The following is a 21,509-nucleotide window of genomic DNA, read 5'->3' as shown; positions in this document are numbered from 1 at the left end:
CTTCGGGGAGGGGCAGACATGAACTCACTTTCAGGACGTTTCCTGATTTTGACCATCATCTTTGTGATGCTGGCCGAGGTGTTCATCTTTGTCCCCTCCGTTTCGCGATTCCGGCAGGATTATCTTATTGACCGGTTGGAGCGCGCGCAGATTGCGTCGCTCTCGCTTGAGGCGGACGATATGATCAGCCCGGATCTAGAGGCAGAGCTTCTGGAGAATGCTGAAGTTTTCAACGTCGTGCTACGACGCGATGAAATCCGGCGTTTGGCGTTGTCCTCGCCACTTCCCCTGCCAATCGAGGAGAGCTTTGATCTGCGTGACCCTACTGCGATGACATTGATCGGAGATGCATTCGCGACGCTGCTTGATCCAGAAGACAAGGTGATCCGTGTGATCGGGAACCCGGTTCGCGATGGCGGTCTGTTGATTGAAATCACGATGATGCAGATGCCATTGCGGGAAGCGATGATTGACTATGGCCAGAACATTCTTGTGCTCTCGGCTGTTATTTCGATTATTACCGCTGGGCTTTTGTTTGTTTCCGTTCAAATTCTCGTTGTGCGCCCTACCAAGAGCGTTGTGGAGCAAATGCAGCGTTATGCTGCTGCGCCGGAAGACGCCCGTCGCATTATTGAGCCGCAAGCCGGGGTGAAGGAACTGCGCGACGCGGAAGAAGCCTTGCAATTGATGCAGACCCAACTGACCGGCGCGCTAAAGCAAAAAGAAAGACTCGCGCAGTTGGGGAGCGCCGTTGCCAAGGTGAGCCACGATCTGCGCAACATATTGACCTCGGCACAGCTTTTTACGGATCGTATAGAGTCGTCAGACGATCCGCTCGTTAAGCGTATGGTGCCTAAGCTCGTGAACTCCATCACGCGGGCGGTGAACCTGTGCGAGACAACGCTTGCGTTTGGTCGTGTGGATGAACCCGCACCGACGCTGACAATCACAGAGCTTCACCCGATCGTTGCAGATGTTTTGGATAGCGAAAGGCTATCTGCGGATGCCGCAGACATCACCTTTGTCAACGAAGTGCCAGTGAGCATGAGGATACGTGGCGATGGTGAGCAGCTGTTTCGCGTGATCAATAACCTAGTCCGCAATGCCCGTCAGGCGATTGCTGCGACACGTCAGCCCGGGACCATCTCGGTGAGAGGCTGGGAAGATGATCAAGCTTGGCACATTACGGTGTGCGACACCGGCCCAGGTTTGCCTGTGAAGGCGCAAGAGCATTTGTTCCAGCCGTTTCAGGGCGGTGTGCGGAAAGGTGGCACCGGTCTTGGTATGGTGATCTCAGCTGATTTGATCCGCGGGCACGGTGGCAAGCTGGAACTGGAACGCACCGACGAAAACGGCACAGTCTTCTGTATCCGCTTGCCGAAGGCTGATGTCGATCTGGTTTGAAAATAGCCAGAGATTCTTTTCCCAGACCCCTTGCATCGCTGACCCGCAAGGTCTAAATCGCACCTCACGCGGATTGGTAGCTCAGCTGGATAGAGTACTTGACTACGAATCAAGGGGTCGGGGGTTCGAATCCTCCCCAGTCCGCCACTCCCACTTTTTCGAAGATCTTATTCAGTTTCGTCTGACCTAAATTTTCTATTTAAAATAGAGGAAAGTAGAGATTTCGACGTTATCCTAGCGTTCTTCCACTTTGTCCTGTATTCATTTCTTGTGTGGTACAAAAAGTGGTATTTTGAATGGTAGCGCTGAGCGGGAAGCTCACGAAGAAGCTGGTTGAGAATCTCGGTCCGGGACGACACGGAGATGGGGCGGGGCTCTATTTGGTTGTCGATCCTTCCGGTGCCAGACGCTGGATTGTGCGGGTAACCGTCAAAGGACAGAAGAACCGCAAAGGTGCTCCGCTTAGAACAGACTTCGGTTTGGGTGGCGCAGATGTAGTGACACTGAACCAAGCCCGAGAACGAGCGCTTGAGTATCGGCGTATGGCCAAGTCAGGGCTTAACCCGCGCTACAACACCAATCGCGAGATCCCGACCTTCGAAGAATTGGCACAGCAAGTTCATATCGAACGGCTTCCTACATGGAAGAACCCCAAGCACGGCCAGCAGTGGATCAACACACTCAGAGACTATGCCTTCCCTAAGATCGGCAGAATGCCCGTCGATAGCATCGGTCAGCCAGAAGTCTTGATGTGCCTTTCTCCCATTTGGACATTGAAGCATGAGACGGCCAAGCGGCTGGCTCAGAGGATCAAGGCGGTGTTGGATGTGGCCAAATCGCGCGGCTACCGAGACGGCGAGAACCCTGTGACTGCTGTGAAGGACGCTGGTGTCCTCCCGAAAGTCAAAGCCAAGCCCGTTCATCATGAAGCCATGCCGTGGCGCGACGTGCCTGCGTTCTATGGGGAACTAGAGAAACGCACGGCCACAGCAGCCAAAGCGCTGCAGTTCACGATCCTAACAGCTTGCCGCACCTCTGAGGTGTTGGGCATGACTTGGGAGGAAGTCGATTGGGATGGACAGCTTTGGATCATTCCGGCCGAGCGGATGAAAATGGGCGTTCAGCATCGCGTGCCACTCACTGATGAGATGATCCGTATCCTCGAAGTTGTGAGACCTCTTGGAGGTGTCTATGTCTTCCGAGGTCAAAGACGAGACGCACCTCTGTCCAACATGTCGATGCTGATGTTGCTACGCCGTATGGGACGTGAAGACTTCACGGTCCATGGTTTCCGCAGCAGCTTTCGGGATTGGGCATCAGAAGAGTCGGGGTTCCCGCGTGAAGTTGCAGAGGCGGCCTTGGCGCATCAGGTTGGGTCTGATGTGGAGAGAGCGTACGCGAGGTCGGATTTGTTGGAGCGGCGACATAGATTAATGAGTATATGGAATTTGTTTTCCACAGACTACGAGCCCTAAACGTTTTTTCACAGACCGTTTACGGAAAAAGGTGTTGAGCCGGTCAAAAATTGGTTAATATTGGGTGCCATCTTTTAACTATCAACAGGAATAATAGATGGCAGAAATCTTCGACAGTAAACGTATCTACTTCCCCGAAGACCCAGAACTCCGAATTCTTGGCACAGTGGAAAAGCTTGCCCAATGGCGGCATTTTAACCGTGGCCCTGCGTTCATCCGGATAGGCCGGCGGATCGGGTATCATGGCTCCGACCTCAATGCATATTTGAGCGCGCAACGCGTCGATCCAAGCAATGAGGCCGCCTAATGAAAAACCCCCACCTCGCGTGCGAGACAGGGGCTTTTCGAGTGACATTATCTGCCACCGTAGCAAGTAAAGATAATGTCACACTGGGACGTCCTCAAGCAACCCCTTCCGACCAGCGCTACCGTTGGTGCCCGCGCAGTAATTCCGTTCAGCGGATGAACATCAGGGAGGGCCGGATCATTGATATCTAAGTTGATCAATCTGGGCCCTCTTTTGAGGTGCTGCCATGGGTAAGAGCAACAAGAGAAAGGGAGAGGGGCAATACGCCCCTCTGCCATACGGGCTGCTCAAGAGCGACGCCTGGAGAGACCTCTCGGGCTCCGCTGCGAAGGTGTTTTTGGAACTCCACACGCGCTATAACGGCAGCAACAACTGCAGGCTAACCTTGTCCTATGCAGAAGCGTCAGAGGCGCTTGGACTTGGCAAAGCAACGGTGCAACGTGCCTTCGGTGAATTGGCCGAGAAAGGCTTCCTCGTTTTGGAGCGTGAAGGCAATTGGTACCACCGCCGCACCCATGAATGGCGGATCACAACAAAGCCCGTGCAACGCTCAAAAGGCAAAGAGTTAGCGACCAATGATTGGCATCGCTACAGGCGCACAAAAACAAAACGCGGTTCTAGTTTGGAACAACAAGGGGGTGCTGTGGTTCCATTCCAGAACCGTAAGCCTGTTCTTGGTTCCAAATCAGAACCCGTCAGGGCCAAAAATGGCAGTTCTCTCGGTTCTAAATCGGAACACTAATATAACCACTCCCTATAAGGAAACGCCAATGAGTGACGTCCCAGTTGTGAATGAAAACAAGTCGAGCAGTAAGCTCTACCCAAAGCTCGTCAAAGACGGTGAGAACGAATACCGAGCGGAAGTTCCTGAAGGACTCAGGATGAACGGACTTCTCGGCACGGAAACGATCGATGCTGCGCATGGCATCTTCCAAACGGCACTTCATGCGCTTGGTAAATCTGCCGAGCAGTACGGATCGATGGCCTCTGCTATGTTTGCAGAGTTAGAATCGCGCGATGCGATTGAGGCGATGCTCATTGCACAGATGACAGCGACGCATGTCACAATCTCGACGCTAACTGAGCGGTTAACCTATCAGACCTCCACAGAGATCAGAGAAAGCCTCGAACGCTCTGTAACGCGGCTGAGCCGAACCTTCATTGCTCAAATGGACGCGCTGAAGCAGCACCGCGCCAAGGCTCAACAAACCGTTCGTGTTGAGCGTGTCACGGTGAACGAAGGTGGACAGGCCATTGTGGGCGATGTCCGCGGCGTAGGGGGTGGTTGAGGTGAAAACTAACGTTAACCTCATAAACCCTGTTGAGCGCCTCCAGAACGCCCCAAGGTGTATCGCTCGTGCAAAGAGCACAGGTCAAAGATGCAAGTGTCCCGCGAAGAGAGGTTGGTCCGTCTGCCGCCTTCATGGCGCTGGTGGCGGCGCGCCGCGCGGCAAAAAGCACCCGAACTACAAACATGGGATGCGAACCAAAGAGATGGAAAACGTGCGTAGGCTCGTGCGGCAGCTTTCGAGCGGTTCTGACCTCTGAACTTGGACACTGGTTAAGGTGCGGGGAAGTGGAACCTGTCGCTAATGGAGGTAGATTACGCACTCCATTCCAAAACATTTCAATGAGGGGGTAGTGTAACCCAATGACGGTGACTACGACCATAATGCCTTGTGCCAAGAGCGGACATCTGGCCTCACTGCAGCGAATGACTGGTTTGAGCCCAGACCTACCAAATGCTGTGGTGTGAACGAATGAGCGGGATGGGCGGGAAGCTGACTTTCGCTGCGGACGTGAAAAAGTGGTTGGTTCAGGTCAAAACCGGACGTCTACTTGGCGGGTTTTTGCGATGTCAAAGTGCGGTAGCTCGTTTCAGCCAACGATAAAATTGAACTGATGTTGTTTTGGCCTGTTGTTCTTTTGAAATTTCAAGCCAATACCCGTTGGGTCCGGCAACCGTGGTTGGTGAAATCTGCTTCAGACTTCCTGCGATCAACTCATATTCAATCATGTTTTTGTCCACCACGGCGACGCCGACAGAATTCTTGGCCGCTTGAATAGCAAGCTCAAGAGATGCAAATTCCATCGCCGGCCCGGTTGGCAGATCTGGATAATTCGGTTCAAGTGCCAGCCAGTCGTCCCAAAGGGGAAAAAAGATCCCTTTGTCAAAGACATGCAGCGGGGAACTTGCGCGCATAGCAACGCGATCTTCAAACAGCTCACGAGAGCACACGGCGACATGCTGTTCCTGAAACAACTGGACATGTTCTGACCCAGCATGCGGATGCTTGCCGAAATGAATGACGCAATCCATGCGGACATTGGGCCAAGGTTCCGTATGAACGGCGAGGTCAACACCCTCAAATCTTTGCGGATACTCGCTCAGACGCCGGGTCAGCCAACGGGCAGCTAAGGTTGGTGGCGCGAGAAGGTTGATCTTTTGTCGCGCGAAGGAATTGGTTGCATCGTTGATCGCATCATCCAGCAGGCCAAAAGTCGTGAATATCCTTTGATGAAGGGCGCGACCTTCCGGAGACAAAGCGATGTTGTTGCCTATGCGGTCGAACAGTTTGAAATCGAGACTGTCTTCCAGCGCCTTTATCTGCCGGCTGACCGCACTTTGGGTAACACCAAGCTGTTCGGCAGCACCCGTGACACTCAGGCAATCACCGACGATTGAAAACGCCCTCAGGGAGGTGAGACTTGGAGTGTTCCTGGAGGCCATGATGCGGCTGGTGCTGATTGAGTGTGCATGCTTTTTATTCCATGTACGCATCTAAGTCATTACCAAAATGAATGACAATTCCTAATGTTCATTTGCCGGACTCACTTACTTCGACCAAGACATGTCGGACTCAGGAAGACGAAGAGGCCTATCCGGTATGGCGAATGATCAATCACCTCGCGGCCGCCGTGGCCGTCGCCGCGACAGCGCGATGCCGTCTCCGGCCCTCGCACAACCGCCGTTCAGGCAGCTGAAACGATCCTATCCTGCCACGAGCTTAATTTCGGATGATCAGGTCGAGCACATCCATCAAGCCTCTTTAAATCTTCTGTCAGAGACTGGTCTGGACGTTCTCCACGAAGGCGCTCGAGCCGTTATGAAAAAGGCCGGGGCAGACGTGCGCGACGGCGAGGAGCGGGTTCGCTTTGACCCTGATCTGATCAATAATTGTATTGCAACAGTTCCGTCTGAGTTCACGTTGCATGCCCGCAATGCCCGACACAACGTGACCATGGGCGGCAACAACGTTGTCTTCAACATGATGGCGAGTGCACCGAACTGCTCGGATACTGACCGGGGCCGCCGGGCAGGCAACCAAGAGGATTATCGCAACTTCCTACGATTGGCGCAAATGCACAACGTGCTGCATGTGACGGGCGGGTATCCGGTGGAGCCCGTCGATATTCACGCGTCTATCCGCCATCTTGATTGTATCCAGGATTACATCACGCTGACCGACAAGGCCTATTGCATCTACTCCCTTGGGGAAGAGCGTGTGGCCGATGCGATTGAGATGACGCGGATTGCTCATGGTCTGACACATGATCAGATGCGTGATCGGGCCTGCATGTTCTCGATCATCAACACGAACTCTCCTTTGCAGCTCGATATTCCGATGATGCAGGGCGTGATGGCTTTGTCCGAGATGGGTCAACCTGTCGTTATCACGCCTTTCACACTGGCAGGCGCAATGGCGCCGATCACGATTGCAGGGGCCGTAACGCTGCAAAATGCCGAGGCGCTGGCAGGTGTTGCCTTGTCTCAGATGGTGCGACCGGGCGCACCAGTGATGTACGGCGGCTTCACGTCCAATGTGGATATGAAGACAGGCTCGCCCGCGTTTGGCACGCCTGAATACATGAAAGCGCAGCATATCGGTGGGCAGCTGGCGCGGCGCTATGGGATTCCTTATCGATCGTCCAATGTGTGCGCGGCCAATACAGTGGATGCGCAAGCGGCATATGAGGCGGTCTTCTCGCTTTGGGGGGCCATTAATGGCGGTGCCAATATGCTGATGCACGGGGCTGGATGGCTCGAAGGGGGCCTATGCTGCTCATATGAAAAGGTCATACTTGATATCGACCTGCTGCAGATGGTTTCCGAGTTCCTTCAGCCAGTTTCGACCAGCCCGGACGATTTGGCATTGGAAGCCATAAATGAGGTCGGACCAGCGGGTCATTTCTTTGGCACCGACCACACGCAGGCGCGGTATCGCGATGCTTTCTATTCCCCGATCCTGAGCGACTGGCGCAATTTCGAGAACTGGGAAGAAGCCGGGTCACCGATCGCAATCGAAAAAGCCAATGCCGAATGGAAAACCCGTTTGGGAGCCTATGAGGCTCCGGCGCTTGATCCCGCTATCCGAGAGGAACTCGATGCCTTTGTTACCAAGCGCAAGGCGGAAGGTGGCGCGGCCACCGATTTCTGATCTGCCTTTGTTGCCTACCAAAACCTAAGGAAGTCCAAGACATGCCAACGATTCAAAAGGACGAGACGACAGGCGCAAAAAAACTGCCATCACACGCCAAAGTCGTTGTCATTGGCGGCGGCGTGGTTGGGTGTTCGATCCTGTTCCACTTGGCCAAGTTCGGCTGGAAAGACGCGGTGCTGCTTGAACGTGACGAGCTGACATCCGGTTCCTCCTGGCACGCGGCTGGAGGCATCCACACCATCAGTTCGGACCCGAATATCTCACGTCTGCAATCCTATACGATCAATCTGTACAAAGAGATCGAAGACCTGTCGGGGCAGTCTGTGGGGCTGCACCAGACTGGCGGATTTTATGCCGCCTCCACCAAGGAATGGTATGACTACCTGAAGGGTGAGCGTTCGAAGGCGCGCTACATGGGGCTGGATCAGGAATTCATTTCGCCCAAGGAATTGGCCGAGCGTCACCCGCTGATCGATCCGGACCACTACCATGCGGTCCTGTGGGACGCTCAGGACGGCCATCTGGACCCGTCCGGCACGACCTATGCGTTTGCCAAGGCAGCCAAGGTGCATGGCGCGCAGTATTTCACCCACTGTGGCGCTACAGACATGACGCAGCGCCCCGACGGAAGCTGGGACATCTTCACGCCCAAAGGCACGATCAATGCAGAGCAGGTCGTGAACTGCGGTGGCCTGTGGGCGCGAGAGGTGGGCCATATGGCTGGCATCCATCTGCCTGTTCAGCCGATGGAACACCATTACCTGATTACCGAGCGCATGGACGAAGTTGTGAACTTCGGTCAGCAGTTGCCGCATGGCATCGATTTTGAGGCCAACGTGTACTGCCGCCAAGAAGGTCAGGGCATGCTGCTGGGCACCTACGAGGCCAAGGCGACCCCGTGGAAGGTCGGCGGCACGCCTTGGGACTTTGGCCATGAACTTCTTCCGCCGGATCTCGATCGCGTGGCGGACCGTCTTGAAACCGCGTTCGAACGTCTTCCGGCGATGGCCAATGCGGGTATCAAGGATGTGATCAACGGTCCGTTCACCTTTGGTCCCGATGGCAATCCGCTAATCGGTCCCGTTCCGGGCATGACAAACTACTGGGTAGCGGTTGGCGTCATGGCGGGCTTTTGCCAGGGCGGCGGCGTTGGCCTGACCCTTGCGGAATGGATGATCGACGGAGAGCCATCCATTGACGTCTGGGCGATGGATGTCGCGCGTTTTGGTGAGTTCGCGACACCTGACTGGGGCATGATCAAATCGTCAGAAAACTACGAACGCCGGTTCGTGATGACCTTCCCGAACGAAACCCTGTCCAAGGGCCGCAAGCAAAAGACGACCGCGCTCTATGATCGCATGATCGCCAAGGGGGCGGTGATGGACCAGGGGTTCGGCCTGGAACATGTGCTGTGGTTTGCGGATGGCCCCGACGACGCGCATGAAGTTCCAACCTTCGAGCGCAACCGGTCGCACGACTATGTCGCGCGGGAAATCAAGGCCGTGCGTGAGGCAGTCGGTGGAATCGAGATCGCCAACTTCGCCAAGCACGAATTCAAGGGTGCCGGTGCGCGGGACTACCTGAACCATATCCTCGCAGGATACGTGCCCAAGCCTGGCCGCTTGTCGCTAACACCGATGTTGACGCCCAAGGGCAAGCTCTACGGCGATCTAACAGTAGCTTGCCTCGCCGAGGATCACTTCATGCTGTTCGGGTCGGGAGCCATGCAGGAGGCGCACCGCCGCTGGTTCGAAAAAGACCTGCCCGCCAGCGTTGCTTATGCCAATGTTTCCGACGATTGGCACGGCATCGCGCTGTCCGGCCCGAAATCGCGGGACCTGCTGGCCCGGATCACACGCGACGACGTTTCCGCTGAAGCCTTCAAGTTCCGCGACCTGCGGCAGACGTTCGTCGGTGGTGTGCCGGTGATTATCAACCGGATCAGCTTCTCCGGCGAGTTGGGTTATGAGATCTACTGCAAGCCACAATACTTGATGCGCCTTGCCGACGCGATCGAAGAGGCCGGTGCCGATCTCGGCTACCGTTGGTATGGCGCGCGTGCGCTGCTGTCGATGCGGCTCGAAAAGGGCTGGGGTGTCTGGACGATGGAATACCGTCCCGACTTCAACGCGGTCGAATCCGGGATGGATGTCTTCATCAACTGGAAGAAGGATTTCGTCGGCAAGGAAGCTACGTCGAAGGCGCGCGATGAGGGCGTTTCGCAGAAGTTGGTGACAATGACCATCGACACTGACGGGATCGACGTCGCCCATGACGAGGCGATCCTGAAAGACGGCACGCCGGTCGGCTACGTCAGTTCGGGCGGCTATGCGCACCATGTCGGCCAGTCGATGGCGATGGGCTATGTTGCCGCCGAATTCGCGACCCCCGGAACAACGCTCCAAGTGGAAATTCTGGGCAACTTCTACGACGCACAGGTTCTTTCGGGGCCAATCTACGACGCCAACGGCGCGAACATGCGGTCTTGATAGGAGGCGAACCATGGGGCGAGCAGAAAAAGACATCGAAGCAGCGGTCAGCGAACTGGTTGCGGTGAACCGTTTCGTATTTCTGTTGATGCCGGGATTTTCGGCGTTGGAGCTCGGATCCGGGATCGACTCGTTGGCTGCGGCGAACGAAACGCTGGGCAAGACCTTCTTTCAATGGAAAACCGTCAGCGAAACGGGCGACAGCATCGTCTCTTCTTCGGGCTTGGAAGTGGCCGTAGATAGCCCTCTGCCGGATATCCAGGGTGGTGATTGCATCGTCGTTTGCTGTGCCTTCAATTCACAAAACTACCGCAAATCCGGAAAGGCTGTGGCTTGGCTGCGACGCGCCGCGCGACAAGGCGTCCGGCTTTGTGCTGTGGGAGGCGGCGCTCTCCTTCTCGCCCGCATCGGCATAGCCACCGAGGGACGCATCAGCGCACACTGGCGCATGAAACCAGTATTTGAGGAAGGATATCTGGACCTCGAACCGTCCTGCACGATTTTTGAAGAGACCGCGAACATCGTTTCTTGTGGCGGAGGCGCAGCCACCTTGGATCTTTTTTCTGCGTTGATCCGCCAAAAGGCAGGCCTGGAAACCTCGGAGCAGGTTGCTGATCATCTGCTTTGTGGGTCTCTGCGTGACGGGGATTGTCGCCAGAGCAATTCGAGCCCGCTCCGCCTGAAACACAGAAACGAAAAGTTATTCAAAGCGACAACCTATATGCAAGATTGCATTGAGGAGCCTGTTTCACCCTCAGTCATCGCCAGTCAGGTTGGAATATCTACGCGGCAACTGGAACGGTTGTTCAGTCGCTATCTCGGAGTTAGCCCCAAGACCTACATGATGACGCTCAGGCTCGAAAAGGCGCGGGCTTTGCTACAACAGACCCAAATGCGCGTCATTGACGTTGCCACTGCGTGCGGGTTCTCAACGCAAAGTCTTTTTTCCAAGAGATACAAGAGGCACTTCGGAATTTCGCCTTGCAATGAAAAGGCGATGCTCGCGCACTGAGATGGTACAACTGCAGAAAACAACGAACGATATGAATATGAATGGCGCCTGCTGCCAAAAAAACACCCTCCGTTCTATTTGAATTCTGGGTTCTGAGAGGAAGCAAGACATGAACACTCATTACAGGGACCGCCGCAAGATTGACCCAAGCCAAGGCACTCACCTGGGTGACGGCACCGAAAACGACGGCAACCGAGTTGAGATTGGGCCAACGGCGCTTGCCCATACCGAATGGCGCGAGGCTGGGCTGCCGTTGCCCGACCTGGCCGAGATGCGTAAGGCCCGACACCAGCGCCTAACTGATGCTATCGTGGCACGCGGTTACGGCGGGCTTTTGATGTTCGACCCGCTGAACATACGCTACGCCACCGACACGACCAACATGCAGCTCTGGAACACCCATAACCCGTTCCGCGCCTGCCTGCTTTGTGCGGATGGCTATATGGTGCTTTGGGATTACAAGAACGCGCCGTTCCTCGCCGAGTACAATCCGCTCGTCCGCGAAAGCCGTTCCGGCGCTGACATGTTCTATTTCGCCCGCGGCGACCGGATCGGCCCGGCGGCCGATGCCTTCGCCGCCGAAGTGGCGGACCTGCTGGCAACCCATGCGCCGGGGCATACGCAAATCGGCATCGACAAAATCCAGCCCGCAGGGCTCGACGCGATCCGCCGCGCGGGCCTCGACTATCGTGATGGCGAGGAAGTGACCGAGCGCACGCGGGGCATCAAGACAGAGCACGAGCTGCGCGCCATGCGCTGCGCCATTCATTCCTGTGAGCGCGCCATGGCCGTCATGGAGGACTTTGCGCGCACCGAAATCCCCAAGGGCGGCGTGACCGAGGACGATGTCTGGGCCGTGCTCCATGCCGAAAACATCAAGCGGGGCGGCGAGTGGATCGAAACACGGCTGCTGACATCCGGCCCGCGCACCAACCCATGGTTTCAGGAATGCGGGCCACGAGTCATCTCAGAGAATGAAATTCTCGCCTTCGACACCGATCTGATCGGGCCGTATGGCATCTGTGCGGACCTCAGCCGCACTTGGTGGATCGGTGACGACTTGGCCCCGGCCCATATGCGCGAAAGCTATGCAGAGGCGGTAGAGCACATCCGTTATAACACCGCACTCCTGCGGCCGGGTCTTCATATGGAAGACCTGACGCGGTCACTGCATGTCCTTCAGGACAAGTATGATGCGCTCAAATACTCTTCTCCGATGCACGGTGTTGGCATGTGCGACGAGTGGCCTCTAATCGCCTATCCAGACCGACTGGTGGACGGTGCCTTTGACGCCGTTCTGGAACCTGGCCTGACACTGTGCGTCGAGGCGCTGGTGGGCAAAGTTGGCGGTGATCATATGGTCAAGCTGGAAGATCAGGGCGTCGTTACAGATGATAGCTTCGAAACGATGTCGGTCTATCCGTGGGACGAACGTCTGTTTCCCGGTAGCTAAGCTGACGCCCCCAGAGCGTAGGAATTCGAAACATGCGGTACATTTCGACACGCGGACAGGCGGCGGAGCTTTCCTTCAAAGAGGCGCTGCTGGTGGGGCTGGCCAGTGATGGCGGGCTCTACGTGCCCGCGGCGTGGCCGAAACTGAGCTTTGATGAGATCAGATCGCTTCGGGGCAAGCCCTACGCAGAGGTGGCTTTTTCGGTGATGTCGCCCTTTGTAGGCGAAGAGATCGACGATGTCGACTTGCGGCGGATGATTGAAGAGGCCTACGCGACTTTCCATCATCCCGCCGTGACGCCTCTGGTGCAGATGGGACCAAACGACTGGCTTCTAGAGCTGTTTCACGGGCCGACCCTGGCATTCAAAGACGTCGCCATGCAGATCCTTGCGCGTCTCATGGATCATGTGCTGACCGAACGCGGAGAGCGGCTTACCATTGTTGGGGCGACGTCCGGCGACACAGGTGGGGCGGCACTTGAAGCGTTCAAAACCTGCCACGGCATAGACACGTTTTTCATGTTCCCCAATGGCAAGGTATCGGATTTCCAGCGACGCCAGATGACAACCATCGGCGCTGAAAATTGCCATGCAATAGCGATCGATGGCAGCTTCGATGACTGCCAGTCGATGGTGAAGGACATGTTCGGCCATCAGTCCTTTGCCAGCACGGTCCGGTTGTCGGCAGTCAACTCGATCAACTGGGGTCGCGTGATGGCACAGGTTGTGTATTACTTTACCGCTGCGACCGCGCTCGGCGCGCCGGAACAATCCGTCAGCTTTACTGTACCGACTGGGAATTTCGGCGACATATATGCCGGTTTTGTCGCCAAGCAGATGGGCCTGCCGATCAGTCGGTTGGTCATCGCCACGAACGAAAACGACATTCTTGCGCGCACTCTGACGACGGGCGATCACCGGCTTGGGTCCGTTAAACCCACGATCACCCCTTCGATGGATATCCAGATTTCATCGAATTTCGAGCGTTTGCTGTTCGAGGCCGCAGGGCGGGATCCGGCGGCGGTGCGCGATCTGATGGCGGCACTCAAGGACAGCCGCAGGTATAGCCTGCCAGACAAAATGCTGCGGTTTATCCGCGACAGTTTTGACGCCGGTGCGGTCTCTGAGGTTGAAACGCTGGAAGAGGTTGCGCGGATTTGGAAGTATGCAGGGTATCTGGCCGATCCGCACACCGCAGTTGCCGTCAAGGTCGCGTGTGATCATGCAGTTCCGGACGTGCCGATGGTTACGCTTTCAACCGCGCATCCCGCAAAGTTCCGCGACGCGGTCCGCAATGCGACCGGAGAAGAAGCACGTCCGCCGGCTTGGGGCGATGTTTCCTCAGGACGCACCGAGACCGTTGAACATCTTGCGGGTGACAGGGCCCGCGTCGAAGAATTCATTCTGAAACACGCGCGCCTGACGCGTGGTTCAGTTAAAAGTCTCACCTCCGAAGGAGTGACGTCATGACAACCAAATTTCTGGCCCATCTGAACGCGGAGCTGAGTGGCCTCAAGGACGCCGGTCTCTATAAATCTGAAAGGATCATCGCGTCTCGGCAGGCTGGTACCGTTGCGCTTGAGAGCGGTCGGGAAGTAGTCAATCTTTGCGCCAACAACTACCTTGGACTGTCCGACAACGCCGAATTGATCACGGCCGGTCAGGACGCGCTGGAACGCTATGGCTACGGGATGTCCTCAGTCCGGTTCATCTGCGGCACGCAAGAGGAACACACCGAGCTCGAAAGGCGCATCTCTGGATTTTTAGGATTTGAGGACACGATCCTGTATTCGAGCTGTTTCGATGCAAACGCCGGGCTTTTCGAAACGCTTCTGGGGCCCGAGGATGCGATCATCTCGGATGCGCTTAACCATGCGTCGATCATTGATGGCGTGCGCCTGTGCAAGGCCAAACGATACCGCTATGCCAATTCCGACATGGACGATCTGGAGGTGCAGCTTCAGGCCGCCACGGAAGTCGGCGCGCGCTTTAAGCTGATCGCCACGGATGGCGTCTTTTCCATGGATGGCTACATCGCTCGGTTGTCCGAGATCTGCGATCTGGCAGACCGCTATGATGCGATGGTCATGGTCGATGACAGTCACGCCGTCGGCTTTGTGGGGGCGACAGGCCGCGGCTCGATTGAACATTGCGATGTGATGGGACGCGTCGATATCGTCACGGGTACGCTGGGCAAGGCGCTTGGCGGCGCATCGGGCGGCTATACTTGCGCGAAACGTGATGTGGTGGACTGGTTGCGGCAACGCTCGCGCCCCTATCTGTTTTCCAACACGTTGGCTCCGGTGATTGCCTCCACTACACTCATGGTGATCGATATGCTGGAAGCCTCAACAGAGCGACGTGACCGGCTGATGGACAATGCATCGCATTTCCGAGCACGCATGGGCGCCGCCGGGTTTGACCTGTTGCCCGGTGAACACCCGATCATTCCGGTGATGTTGCGAGATCCCAAGCTTGCGCAGGACATGGCGGCCCGGCTGGACAAAAAGGGTGTTTTCGTAGCGCCTTTCTCGTTCCCTGTTGTGCCGCGTGGGCATGACCGCATCCGCACTCAGATGTCCGCCGCCCACAGCCGCGAAGAACTTGACAGAGCCATTGATGCGTTCATCGAGGTCGGGCGGGACATGGAGCTGATCCAATGACAAACCAAATGATCGCGCTGGCCAAGTCAAAACCGGAACCGGGTCTTTGGAAGGTTGATGCCCCCATCCCTGAACTTGGCCCGGATGATGTTCTGATAAAGATTAATAAGACGGGCATTTGCGGAACCGACATTCACATTTGGGATTGGGATGCTTGGGCCAGCGCGACAGTGCCCGTCCCAATAATAACTGGCCATGAATTTGCTGGCGAAGTTGTAGATATGGGGCGCAATGTCAGTGGCTTGAAGCTGGGCCAACGGTGTTCTGGCGAAGGCCACTTGATTGGTACCGAAAGCCGGCAATCACGTTCTGGGAAATTTCATTTGGATCCGGGCACGCGCGGCATCGGGGTCAACGTCCAAGGGGCGTTTGCGCAATACCTCCGATTGCCAGCTTTCAACGTAGTGCCCCTGCCGGATGATATCCCTGACGAGATCGGTGCGATACTTGACCCGCTAGGGAACGCTGTTCACACGGCGCTCAGCTTCCCTTTGCTGGGGGAGGACGTCTTGATCACGGGCGCGGGTCCGATCGGGATTATGGCCGCTGCAGTCGCCCGTCACGCGGGCGCGCGCAATGTGGTGTTGACGGATGTGAACACCTACCGATTGGACCTTGCTGCGAAGGTCGTGCCCAACTTGCGTTGCGTCAATGTTGCCAAGGAAGACTTGCACGATGTGGTGCATGAGCTTGGCCTCAAGGAGGGCTTCGATATCGGCCTGGAAATGTCCGGAAACCAAGCCGCGCTGGATCAAATGGTCGAAGCCCTCGTCATGGGTGGTAAGATTGCCTTGCTTGGAATCCCGCCCGGGCAATCCCCAGTGGATTGGAGCCGGATTGTCTTCAAGGCCATTACGATAAAAGGCGTGTACGGGCGGGAGATGTTCGAGACCTGGTACAAGATGATCGCCATGCTTCAATATGGTCTGGATGTCAGTCGTGTGATTACGCACCGCTATGATATTGCAGATTTTCGCGAAGGTTTTGAACAGATGAAGTCAGGAAGATCCGGCAAAGTGGTGTTGAATTGGACCTGAGCCGAACGGCAGGCAGATCATGGGAGGTACACCATGTCATCGGCCGGGATGATGCAGCCATGCTACCGCGCGCTGCGGTACGCTGGACATTGCACGGATTGCACGACTGATATGGCACGTTCGGCGAACCCACAGGCGCCGAGGTATTTGTCCTTGGCGCAACCCATGCCGAATATGGGGAGCTTGTCGGTGGCGCGCCCAAGCTCCGCCGCGATTGGACCCTTTATGACGAGACTGCCGTCTGGAAACAGATCCTGCTTCAAGTGGGGTAAGATCTGATTACGTTCTTGCCACTCAAACACTGCAGGAGCGACTTCCTTTCTCGCGCTGGCAGCGAAAGTCCGCAATGCGGGCTGCGTCTGCATAATTTAAGCGAGCCGGTGGACGGCGGCTTTGCGCCGAATTGTCCGACCTAAGCGGCCACTATTTCCGCTAGGTGCCCCAGAATTCGGGCATAGTTGTCTTCGCCCTGCGCCCCACTGACGAGATGTTGCCGTTGAAAGATCATCGCAGGCACGCCTGTCACGCCGCGGGACGTCCAGAACTGTTCTTTCTGGCGCACGATGTCGGCCATCTCGCCGGACAACAGCATGGCCAAAGCCGCATCGTGATTCAGCCCGATGCTTTGCGCGACTTCGGCCAGGACGCTTGGGTCATTCAGGTTCTCGCGCCGCGTGAAAAAGGCTTCAAAAAGAGCAAGCTTCGCGTCGTGCGCAAGGCCCTGATTTTCGGCCCAATCGATGAGTTGATGCGCCCGGAAGGTGTTCACCATCCGCATGTCGTCTGCATAATTAAACATGAACCCCAAGGCGGCTCCCATCTCGGATAAACGCGCACGGGCCTTCTTTGAGCCTTCCGGTGTCGTTCCGTATTTGGCGGCGAGATGCTCGCGCAAATTCTCACCTTCTGCGGCCATCTGCGGATTAAGCTCGAACGGATGCCAATGCACCTCAATTTCGATGCCGGTTTCATCCGCCGCCTTGGCCAGTTGGTAATATCCGATGGCACACCAAGGACAAACGACGTCTGAGACGATGTCGACGCGAATGGGTTGGGTCATGTCAGGCCTCCTTGAACCGCGCTGCGTTCGCTTTCGCAGCAGCATCAATATCCCCTTTGCCAAAGGCCGACGGCCTCGGCTCTGGCAATTGTAGTGCCTCTTGGACCTTTGGCATCGCATCCATGCGGTCGAACCAGGCTTGCAGATGAGGCAACCCCTCCACGCTGACTGTCGCCCAGAAATAGCTTCGCGCCCAAGGGTAAGTTGCAATGTCTGCTATCGACATGGCATCGCCGACAAGCCAGTCCCGCCCTGCCAGCCGTGTGTCCAGCACTTCCAGCAAGCGCCTGCTTTCGTCCACATACCGCTTGGTGGCGAAAGGCACGTCGTCGCCATTGGGCTTTGCTATCCGTTCAAAGAACATGGCCTGTCCCATCATTGGGCCAATGCCGCCCATCTGGAACATCAGCCACTGCAGGGTCTCTGACCGTTCCTTGGGATTGTGGCTGAGGAAGCGATCGTATTTCTCCGCGAGGTACCAAAGGATGGCTCCGGACTCGAAGACCGCAAAGTCGTCATTTCCGCGATCTACGATCGTGGGGATGCGCCCATTGGGGTTGAGCTTCATGTAGTCCGGCGCTTTCTGCTCTTTTTTGGAAAAGCTGATCGGCACCAATTCGTAGTCGATCTCTGCCTCGTGGAGGAAGATCAGCGGCTTCCAACCGTTCATCGTGTTGGCGGTGTAAAGAAGGATGTCGGGCGTCGTCATATCGGGATCCTGAGATGTTTAGTGGTGCTTGACAGCGTGTCTTGTTGCCGACATATTTGGACACTGCGCACGAAATGCAACCAGTATACTTTTGGTAACCTAATAGAGATCAGAATGAGAGCACGGGTCAAGCAAGACGAACAGGGGCGGCGACATGCGGCCGAAGCCTGTATCGAACCATGCGCCATTGAGAGTGGCATGCGAATTATTGGTGGCAAGTGGACGGGATCGATCCTCTGGCACCTCAAGGATGGTCCAGTCCGTTTCAACGATCTTGCCCGAATGATTGGCGGGGCGAGCAAGAAGATGATTGTCGAGCGTCTACGGCAACTCGAGGCGCAAGGGTTGGTGCGACGCGAGGTTGTGGACTCCGCACCTGTCTCCGTTCAGTATGAGATCACGGACTTCGGTCGAACCGCTCTGACGTTCCTCGATGAGCTCAGAAAGTGGAGTGAGGGATTGCCCAGGACGCCTTAGCTGATCATGAGCACGCTTCTCGACGCATTTTCGGGTGTAATTCAGCAAAAGTCCGCGCCAGGTAATCTTGACAATGTTGCGAGTCTCCGAGCGCAGCGAACGACCGCAAAGCGGGCTGCACCCGCAGCATCAAGATGAGGTGGTCAACGGCAGCTTTGGGCCGTTCGTGTAGGGTAAGATATGGTGCATCCAACAATGCTGCGAGATAGCTTTTGGTTAAGTTGGGCTCAAAGTGGTCATTAATTGCAGCAAGGAAAAAGTTCCTCGACCGTATTTGTTAGCCAAAATCGTAACACGATGTGGTATTAAATGTGGTATAGTATTTGGATGCTGAACAAAAAGAATTTAGTAACATAGCCTTGTGCTTTAGATTTGGCGGATCCCCAGTCCGCCACTCACCCCGTCTCGCATTGTCACTCCCGTTTCGGCTGGAATTCCCGCGTAGTTTCCGCGGGTTGTAAACGCGCATCAGCGACTGAGACGGATCGTATCCCTCCACGTGCGGGATCTGTCTCCATTTGTCTCAGTTGGTAGATTTCCTCGGTCTGGTTTTCCCTGATAAGGGCTAATTTACAGGGAAATTAGCCCGAAACGGCCAAATAGAGTTGATTGCCGGTGCGATAAAGAAAGCAATATCAGCGCTTTATCAGCAATTTCCATAAATCCCCTAACAGGGAAATTATTTCACGGAACAGGGAATTTTCTACCCGGAGCAGGGAAGCAATATCACTTATCAAGGAGCGCTAGAATTGGGGCCGAACAAGAGATCCTGCTGTGCCCAATCCAGAGGTATATGTCCGCGCACCAGCGTTTCGAGATTTAGGTGCGGGGCCTGTGTACCATCGAGGATGGCGGCCTGCAGTTTTGGCGAGAGCGCTATCAATGGCACTGTCAGAAGAAACCAGCTTGAGGCGGGCAGGGCGGTTTTGTAGCTTCGCGGGATGACAAAATCCGACCCATTTCGCTACTTCAAAACCAGCCCAGAGGTTTTCCGCCTGGCGGTAATGTTGTACTTTCGTTTACCTTTGTCGCTCCGGAACGTGGAAGATTTGCTACACGAACGAGGTGTCGATGTCAGCCACGAGACGGTTCGATATTGGTGGCATCGCTTTGGTCCGACGTATGCTGCCGAGATCCGGAAGCGTCGTATTGAAAGTATGAAGTCCAGCCGCTGGCGGTGGCACCTCGACGAGATGTTCGTGAAGATCAATGGCGAGATGCATTACCTTTGGCGCGCAGTTTGATCATGAGGGTGAAGTGCTTGAAAGCTACGTTACCACGGCCCGCGATAAGAAGGCAGGCCTGAAATTCCTAAAGAAAGCACTGCGTAAGCATGGTCGAGCCAAAGAGATCGTGACAGACAAACTCCGGTCTTATGGAGCCGCCCTACGCGAAATCGGCGCCGACACACGGCAGGAAGTCGGCCGATGGCTCAACAATCGAGCTGAGAATTCACACTTACCATTCCGACGAAGAGAACGTGCTAAGCTCCGGATTCGGCGGATGCGGAGTCTTCAGAAATTCGTCGCTGTAGACGCCTCCGTCTCAAATCACTTCAACCAGGTCCGCCACCCCCTCTCACGAGACAATTTCAAACTAAACCGAAGCGCCGCTCTCGCCAAGTGGCGTCTACTTTGTTCCGAATAGGTTCGCGCGATCAGCGGCAAACTGAGACTGGTACGAATTCGTCTGATAGCGCCCCTGTGAGGACTGAATGAAGCGATTCTTCTGGCGGCACCGATCGCACTAGATTTCCCGTATTTGGGAAAACTGACCGATGACTAAAGGTTGGTTCGTAAAATCACTTCGACACGGATCTTTTCTTGCGATCCCTTGGCTTTGCGCTTGTCGATGGTCGCCTTGAGCTTTCTGACAGCGCTTCTTACCAGGTGGCCTGAATTCTGCGCGATAATTCCGTCTAGTCGTCCTGCCCGCAGTTCCGCTTCTGTAAATGGTGTTCGCTCATGAGCGATCGTGATCAGTTCTTTTGGGCCTTGTAACTCCTTTAGAGTCATCAACGGTGGTCGGGCTTCAGATGACATCACGTAGAGGCCAATGAGGTCTCGGTTGTTTGAGACGGCGCTGGAAATGATTTCATGGGCGCGATCCATACTGCCATAGGTTTCCAGAGACGGAAGCGCTTTGAGGTTGGGGAAAAAGGTGTTGAGTTCCTCATCAAAGCCAAGGCGTCTTTCCAGGCTGTCGCGTGATAGCATACTTTCAGCGATCACCATAACTGACCCTGTGGCGGAGCCGCTAAACCTACCGATCAGGTTGGCTGCGGTTGCCCCAGCGGAATGATTATTCATTCCGACCCAATGATCATTGGCGGTGGTTTGGTCAGATATGAAGGGCAGGGCGGCCACTCCACGCTCTTGAAGCCTAAAGATGGCGTCGCGGACCTGCGGCGACTCCGGCGCCATGATGGCGACTCCGCTCACTTTGTCGCTGTTGAGTGTCGCGAGAAACGCAGAGATACTGTGGGGGTCGTTTTCGTCGATTTGATGGACATCACACCAAACTAGATCTTCGGCGAATGTCGTTCCTGCTTCTTCGATGTGTCGAATAATCTCTTCGAGGAACTGGTCACCGGATCGGGGTAGCGCAAAAACAAAGCGATATTTTTGCGATCTCGCTAGGTTTGCGGCTTGAATATTGCGTACAAAACCGAGCTTTTCGATGGCTTCGTTTACACGATCGACCGTTTTTTGCTTAACCCCCTCACGGCCATTCAGAACGCGGTCGACGGTAGCTCGACTGACGCCGGCCTCTTTCGCTAGATCTTTTGTCGTCGGCCTTAGCATTTCTGGAGTACGGGTTAATGTCTCAGTTTTGTTCATCTTATCAAACATTTGCATTGTCGCAAGCGCGGGGCGTGTCGCGGAAAAGGTCTATAGTTTGGGTGTTATGTAGCAAGAAATGAGGCACGTGTCTCAAAAAAAACTTGCATTGACGCACGTGCCTCATTTAGCACTTATCGCA

Annotated in this window: 17 protein-coding genes, 1 tRNA gene and 2 pseudogenes; 16 read left to right on the top strand and 4 right to left on the bottom strand. The window is 55.6% G+C overall.

Features of this window, described 5'->3' with window-relative positions:
• Positions 1-18 precede the first annotated feature (18 nt).
• From BUA85_RS15420 to BUA85_RS15395, 6 genes are all read left to right on the top strand, one after another.
• Positions 19-1,404: a sensor histidine kinase gene (locus tag BUA85_RS15420; RefSeq protein WP_072902670.1), complete on the top strand. Its 1,386-nt coding sequence runs from the start codon at positions 19-21 to the stop codon at positions 1,402-1,404.
• A gap of 70 nt (positions 1,405-1,474) precedes the next feature.
• Positions 1,475-1,551, top strand: a tRNA-Arg gene (locus tag BUA85_RS15415).
• Positions 1,552-1,700: 149 nt separating this feature from the next.
• Positions 1,701-2,879 (top strand): tyrosine-type recombinase/integrase, encoded by a 1,179-nt coding sequence (locus BUA85_RS15410; protein ID WP_072902669.1) that lies wholly within the window; start codon positions 1,701-1,703, stop codon positions 2,877-2,879.
• Between the two features lie 97 nt (positions 2,880-2,976).
• Complete coding sequence (locus tag BUA85_RS15405; protein ID WP_072902667.1) at positions 2,977-3,186, top strand: hypothetical protein; 210 nt, start codon at positions 2,977-2,979, stop codon at positions 3,184-3,186.
• Positions 3,187-3,412: 226 nt separating this feature from the next.
• Entirely contained in the window at positions 3,413-3,928 is a 516-nt protein-coding gene (locus BUA85_RS15400; RefSeq protein ID WP_072902665.1) for a helix-turn-helix domain-containing protein, read from the top strand.
• A gap of 28 nt (positions 3,929-3,956) precedes the next feature.
• Positions 3,957-4,475, top strand: a complete 519-nt coding sequence (locus BUA85_RS15395; protein WP_072902664.1) for a hypothetical protein — start codon at positions 3,957-3,959, stop codon at positions 4,473-4,475.
• Between the two features lie 569 nt (positions 4,476-5,044).
• On the opposite strand, the gene BUA85_RS15385 is transcribed toward BUA85_RS15395, so the two are convergent.
• On the bottom strand, positions 5,045-5,968 hold the full coding sequence (locus BUA85_RS15385; RefSeq protein ID WP_072902662.1) for a LysR family transcriptional regulator: 924 nt from the start codon (positions 5,966-5,968) through the stop codon (positions 5,045-5,047).
• Positions 5,969-6,074: 106 nt separating this feature from the next.
• On the opposite strand from BUA85_RS15385, the gene BUA85_RS15380 reads away from it, so the two are divergent.
• From BUA85_RS15380 to BUA85_RS16565, 8 genes and pseudogenes are all read left to right on the top strand, one after another.
• Positions 6,075-7,625 (top strand): trimethylamine methyltransferase family protein, encoded by a 1,551-nt coding sequence (locus tag BUA85_RS15380; RefSeq protein ID WP_072902661.1) that lies wholly within the window; start codon positions 6,075-6,077, stop codon positions 7,623-7,625.
• 41 nt (positions 7,626-7,666) lie between these two features.
• Positions 7,667-10,117: a GcvT family protein gene (locus BUA85_RS15375; RefSeq protein ID WP_072902659.1), complete on the top strand. Its 2,451-nt coding sequence runs from the start codon at positions 7,667-7,669 to the stop codon at positions 10,115-10,117.
• A gap of 13 nt (positions 10,118-10,130) precedes the next feature.
• Positions 10,131-11,129 (top strand): GlxA family transcriptional regulator, encoded by a 999-nt coding sequence (locus tag BUA85_RS15370; protein ID WP_072902657.1) that lies wholly within the window; start codon positions 10,131-10,133, stop codon positions 11,127-11,129.
• Positions 11,130-11,238: 109 nt separating this feature from the next.
• Positions 11,239-12,582 (top strand): dimethylsulfonioproprionate lyase DddP, encoded by a 1,344-nt coding sequence (gene dddP, locus BUA85_RS15365; protein ID WP_072902656.1) that lies wholly within the window; start codon positions 11,239-11,241, stop codon positions 12,580-12,582.
• Between the two features lie 32 nt (positions 12,583-12,614).
• Complete coding sequence (gene thrC, locus BUA85_RS15360; protein WP_072902654.1) at positions 12,615-14,051, top strand: threonine synthase; 1,437 nt, start codon at positions 12,615-12,617, stop codon at positions 14,049-14,051.
• Positions 14,048-15,244 carry a glycine C-acetyltransferase gene (locus BUA85_RS15355; RefSeq protein WP_072902652.1) on the top strand — a complete coding sequence of 399 codons (1,197 nt, stop codon included), beginning with the start codon at positions 14,048-14,050 and terminating at the stop codon, positions 15,242-15,244. Before thrC ends, BUA85_RS15355 begins: the two co-directional genes overlap by 4 nt.
• A gap of 8 nt (positions 15,245-15,252) precedes the next feature.
• On the top strand, positions 15,253-16,281 hold the full coding sequence (gene tdh, locus BUA85_RS15350) for an L-threonine 3-dehydrogenase (RefSeq protein ID WP_072902816.1): 1,029 nt from the start codon (positions 15,253-15,255) through the stop codon (positions 16,279-16,281).
• A gap of 29 nt (positions 16,282-16,310) precedes the next feature.
• A pseudogene (locus BUA85_RS16565) lies at positions 16,311-16,553 on the top strand (nuclear transport factor 2 family protein); the annotation flags it as partial.
• A 140-nt stretch (positions 16,554-16,693) separates the two neighbouring features.
• Here the strand turns inward: BUA85_RS16565 and BUA85_RS15340 are convergent.
• Positions 16,694-17,341, bottom strand: a complete 648-nt coding sequence (locus BUA85_RS15340; protein WP_083526311.1) for a DsbA family oxidoreductase — start codon at positions 17,339-17,341, stop codon at positions 16,694-16,696.
• 1 nt (position 17,342) lies between these two features.
• A complete protein-coding gene (locus tag BUA85_RS15335; RefSeq protein WP_072902646.1) occupies positions 17,343-18,050 on the bottom strand; it encodes a glutathione S-transferase family protein in 708 nt (235 codons plus the stop codon).
• A gap of 114 nt (positions 18,051-18,164) precedes the next feature.
• Between BUA85_RS15335 and BUA85_RS15330 the strand changes: the two genes are divergently transcribed.
• Positions 18,165-18,527: a winged helix-turn-helix transcriptional regulator gene (locus BUA85_RS15330; RefSeq protein ID WP_072902644.1), complete on the top strand. Its 363-nt coding sequence runs from the start codon at positions 18,165-18,167 to the stop codon at positions 18,525-18,527.
• Positions 18,528-19,468: 941 nt separating this feature from the next.
• Positions 19,469-20,174: pseudogene (locus tag BUA85_RS15325) on the top strand (IS6 family transposase).
• Positions 20,175-20,308: 134 nt separating this feature from the next.
• On the opposite strand, the gene BUA85_RS15320 reads toward BUA85_RS15325, so the two are convergent.
• The gene (locus BUA85_RS15320; protein WP_072902814.1) at positions 20,309-21,367 is read right to left on the bottom strand and encodes a LacI family DNA-binding transcriptional regulator; all 1,059 of its coding nucleotides are present in this window, start codon (positions 21,365-21,367) and stop codon (positions 20,309-20,311) included.
• Positions 21,368-21,509: the final 142 nt, after the last annotated feature.

It is taken from the genome of Cognatiyoonia sediminum (assembly GCF_900129845.1).
GTDB lineage: Bacteria > Pseudomonadota > Alphaproteobacteria > Rhodobacterales > Rhodobacteraceae > Cognatiyoonia > Cognatiyoonia sediminum.
The sequence above is the reverse complement of the archived record's forward strand: the minus strand, read 5'-3'. Positions and strand labels throughout refer to the sequence as shown.

Coding starts and splice junctions, on each gene's coding strand:
- BUA85_RS15420 (WP_072902670.1), top strand. CDS start 19: ATGAACTCACTTTCAGGACGTTTCCTGATTTTGACCATCATCTTTGTG.
- BUA85_RS15410 (WP_072902669.1), top strand. CDS start 1,701: ATGGTAGCGCTGAGCGGGAAGCTCACGAAGAAGCTGGTTGAGAATCTC.
- BUA85_RS15405 (WP_072902667.1), top strand. CDS start 2,977: ATGGCAGAAATCTTCGACAGTAAACGTATCTACTTCCCCGAAGACCCA.
- BUA85_RS15400 (WP_072902665.1), top strand. CDS start 3,413: ATGGGTAAGAGCAACAAGAGAAAGGGAGAGGGGCAATACGCCCCTCTG.
- BUA85_RS15395 (WP_072902664.1), top strand. CDS start 3,957: ATGAGTGACGTCCCAGTTGTGAATGAAAACAAGTCGAGCAGTAAGCTC.
- BUA85_RS15385 (WP_072902662.1), bottom strand. CDS start 5,968: ATGCGTACATGGAATAAAAAGCATGCACACTCAATCAGCACCAGCCGC.
- BUA85_RS15380 (WP_072902661.1), top strand. CDS start 6,075: ATGGCGAATGATCAATCACCTCGCGGCCGCCGTGGCCGTCGCCGCGAC.
- BUA85_RS15375 (WP_072902659.1), top strand. CDS start 7,667: ATGCCAACGATTCAAAAGGACGAGACGACAGGCGCAAAAAAACTGCCA.
- BUA85_RS15370 (WP_072902657.1), top strand. CDS start 10,131: ATGGGGCGAGCAGAAAAAGACATCGAAGCAGCGGTCAGCGAACTGGTT.
- dddP (WP_072902656.1), top strand. CDS start 11,239: ATGAACACTCATTACAGGGACCGCCGCAAGATTGACCCAAGCCAAGGC.
- thrC (WP_072902654.1), top strand. CDS start 12,615: ATGCGGTACATTTCGACACGCGGACAGGCGGCGGAGCTTTCCTTCAAA.
- BUA85_RS15355 (WP_072902652.1), top strand. CDS start 14,048: ATGACAACCAAATTTCTGGCCCATCTGAACGCGGAGCTGAGTGGCCTC.
- tdh (WP_072902816.1), top strand. CDS start 15,253: ATGATCGCGCTGGCCAAGTCAAAACCGGAACCGGGTCTTTGGAAGGTT.
- BUA85_RS15340 (WP_083526311.1), bottom strand. CDS start 17,341: ATGACCCAACCCATTCGCGTCGACATCGTCTCAGACGTCGTTTGTCCT.
- BUA85_RS15335 (WP_072902646.1), bottom strand. CDS start 18,050: ATGACGACGCCCGACATCCTTCTTTACACCGCCAACACGATGAACGGT.
- BUA85_RS15330 (WP_072902644.1), top strand. CDS start 18,165: ATGAGAGCACGGGTCAAGCAAGACGAACAGGGGCGGCGACATGCGGCC.
- BUA85_RS15320 (WP_072902814.1), bottom strand. CDS start 21,367: ATGAACAAAACTGAGACATTAACCCGTACTCCAGAAATGCTAAGGCCG.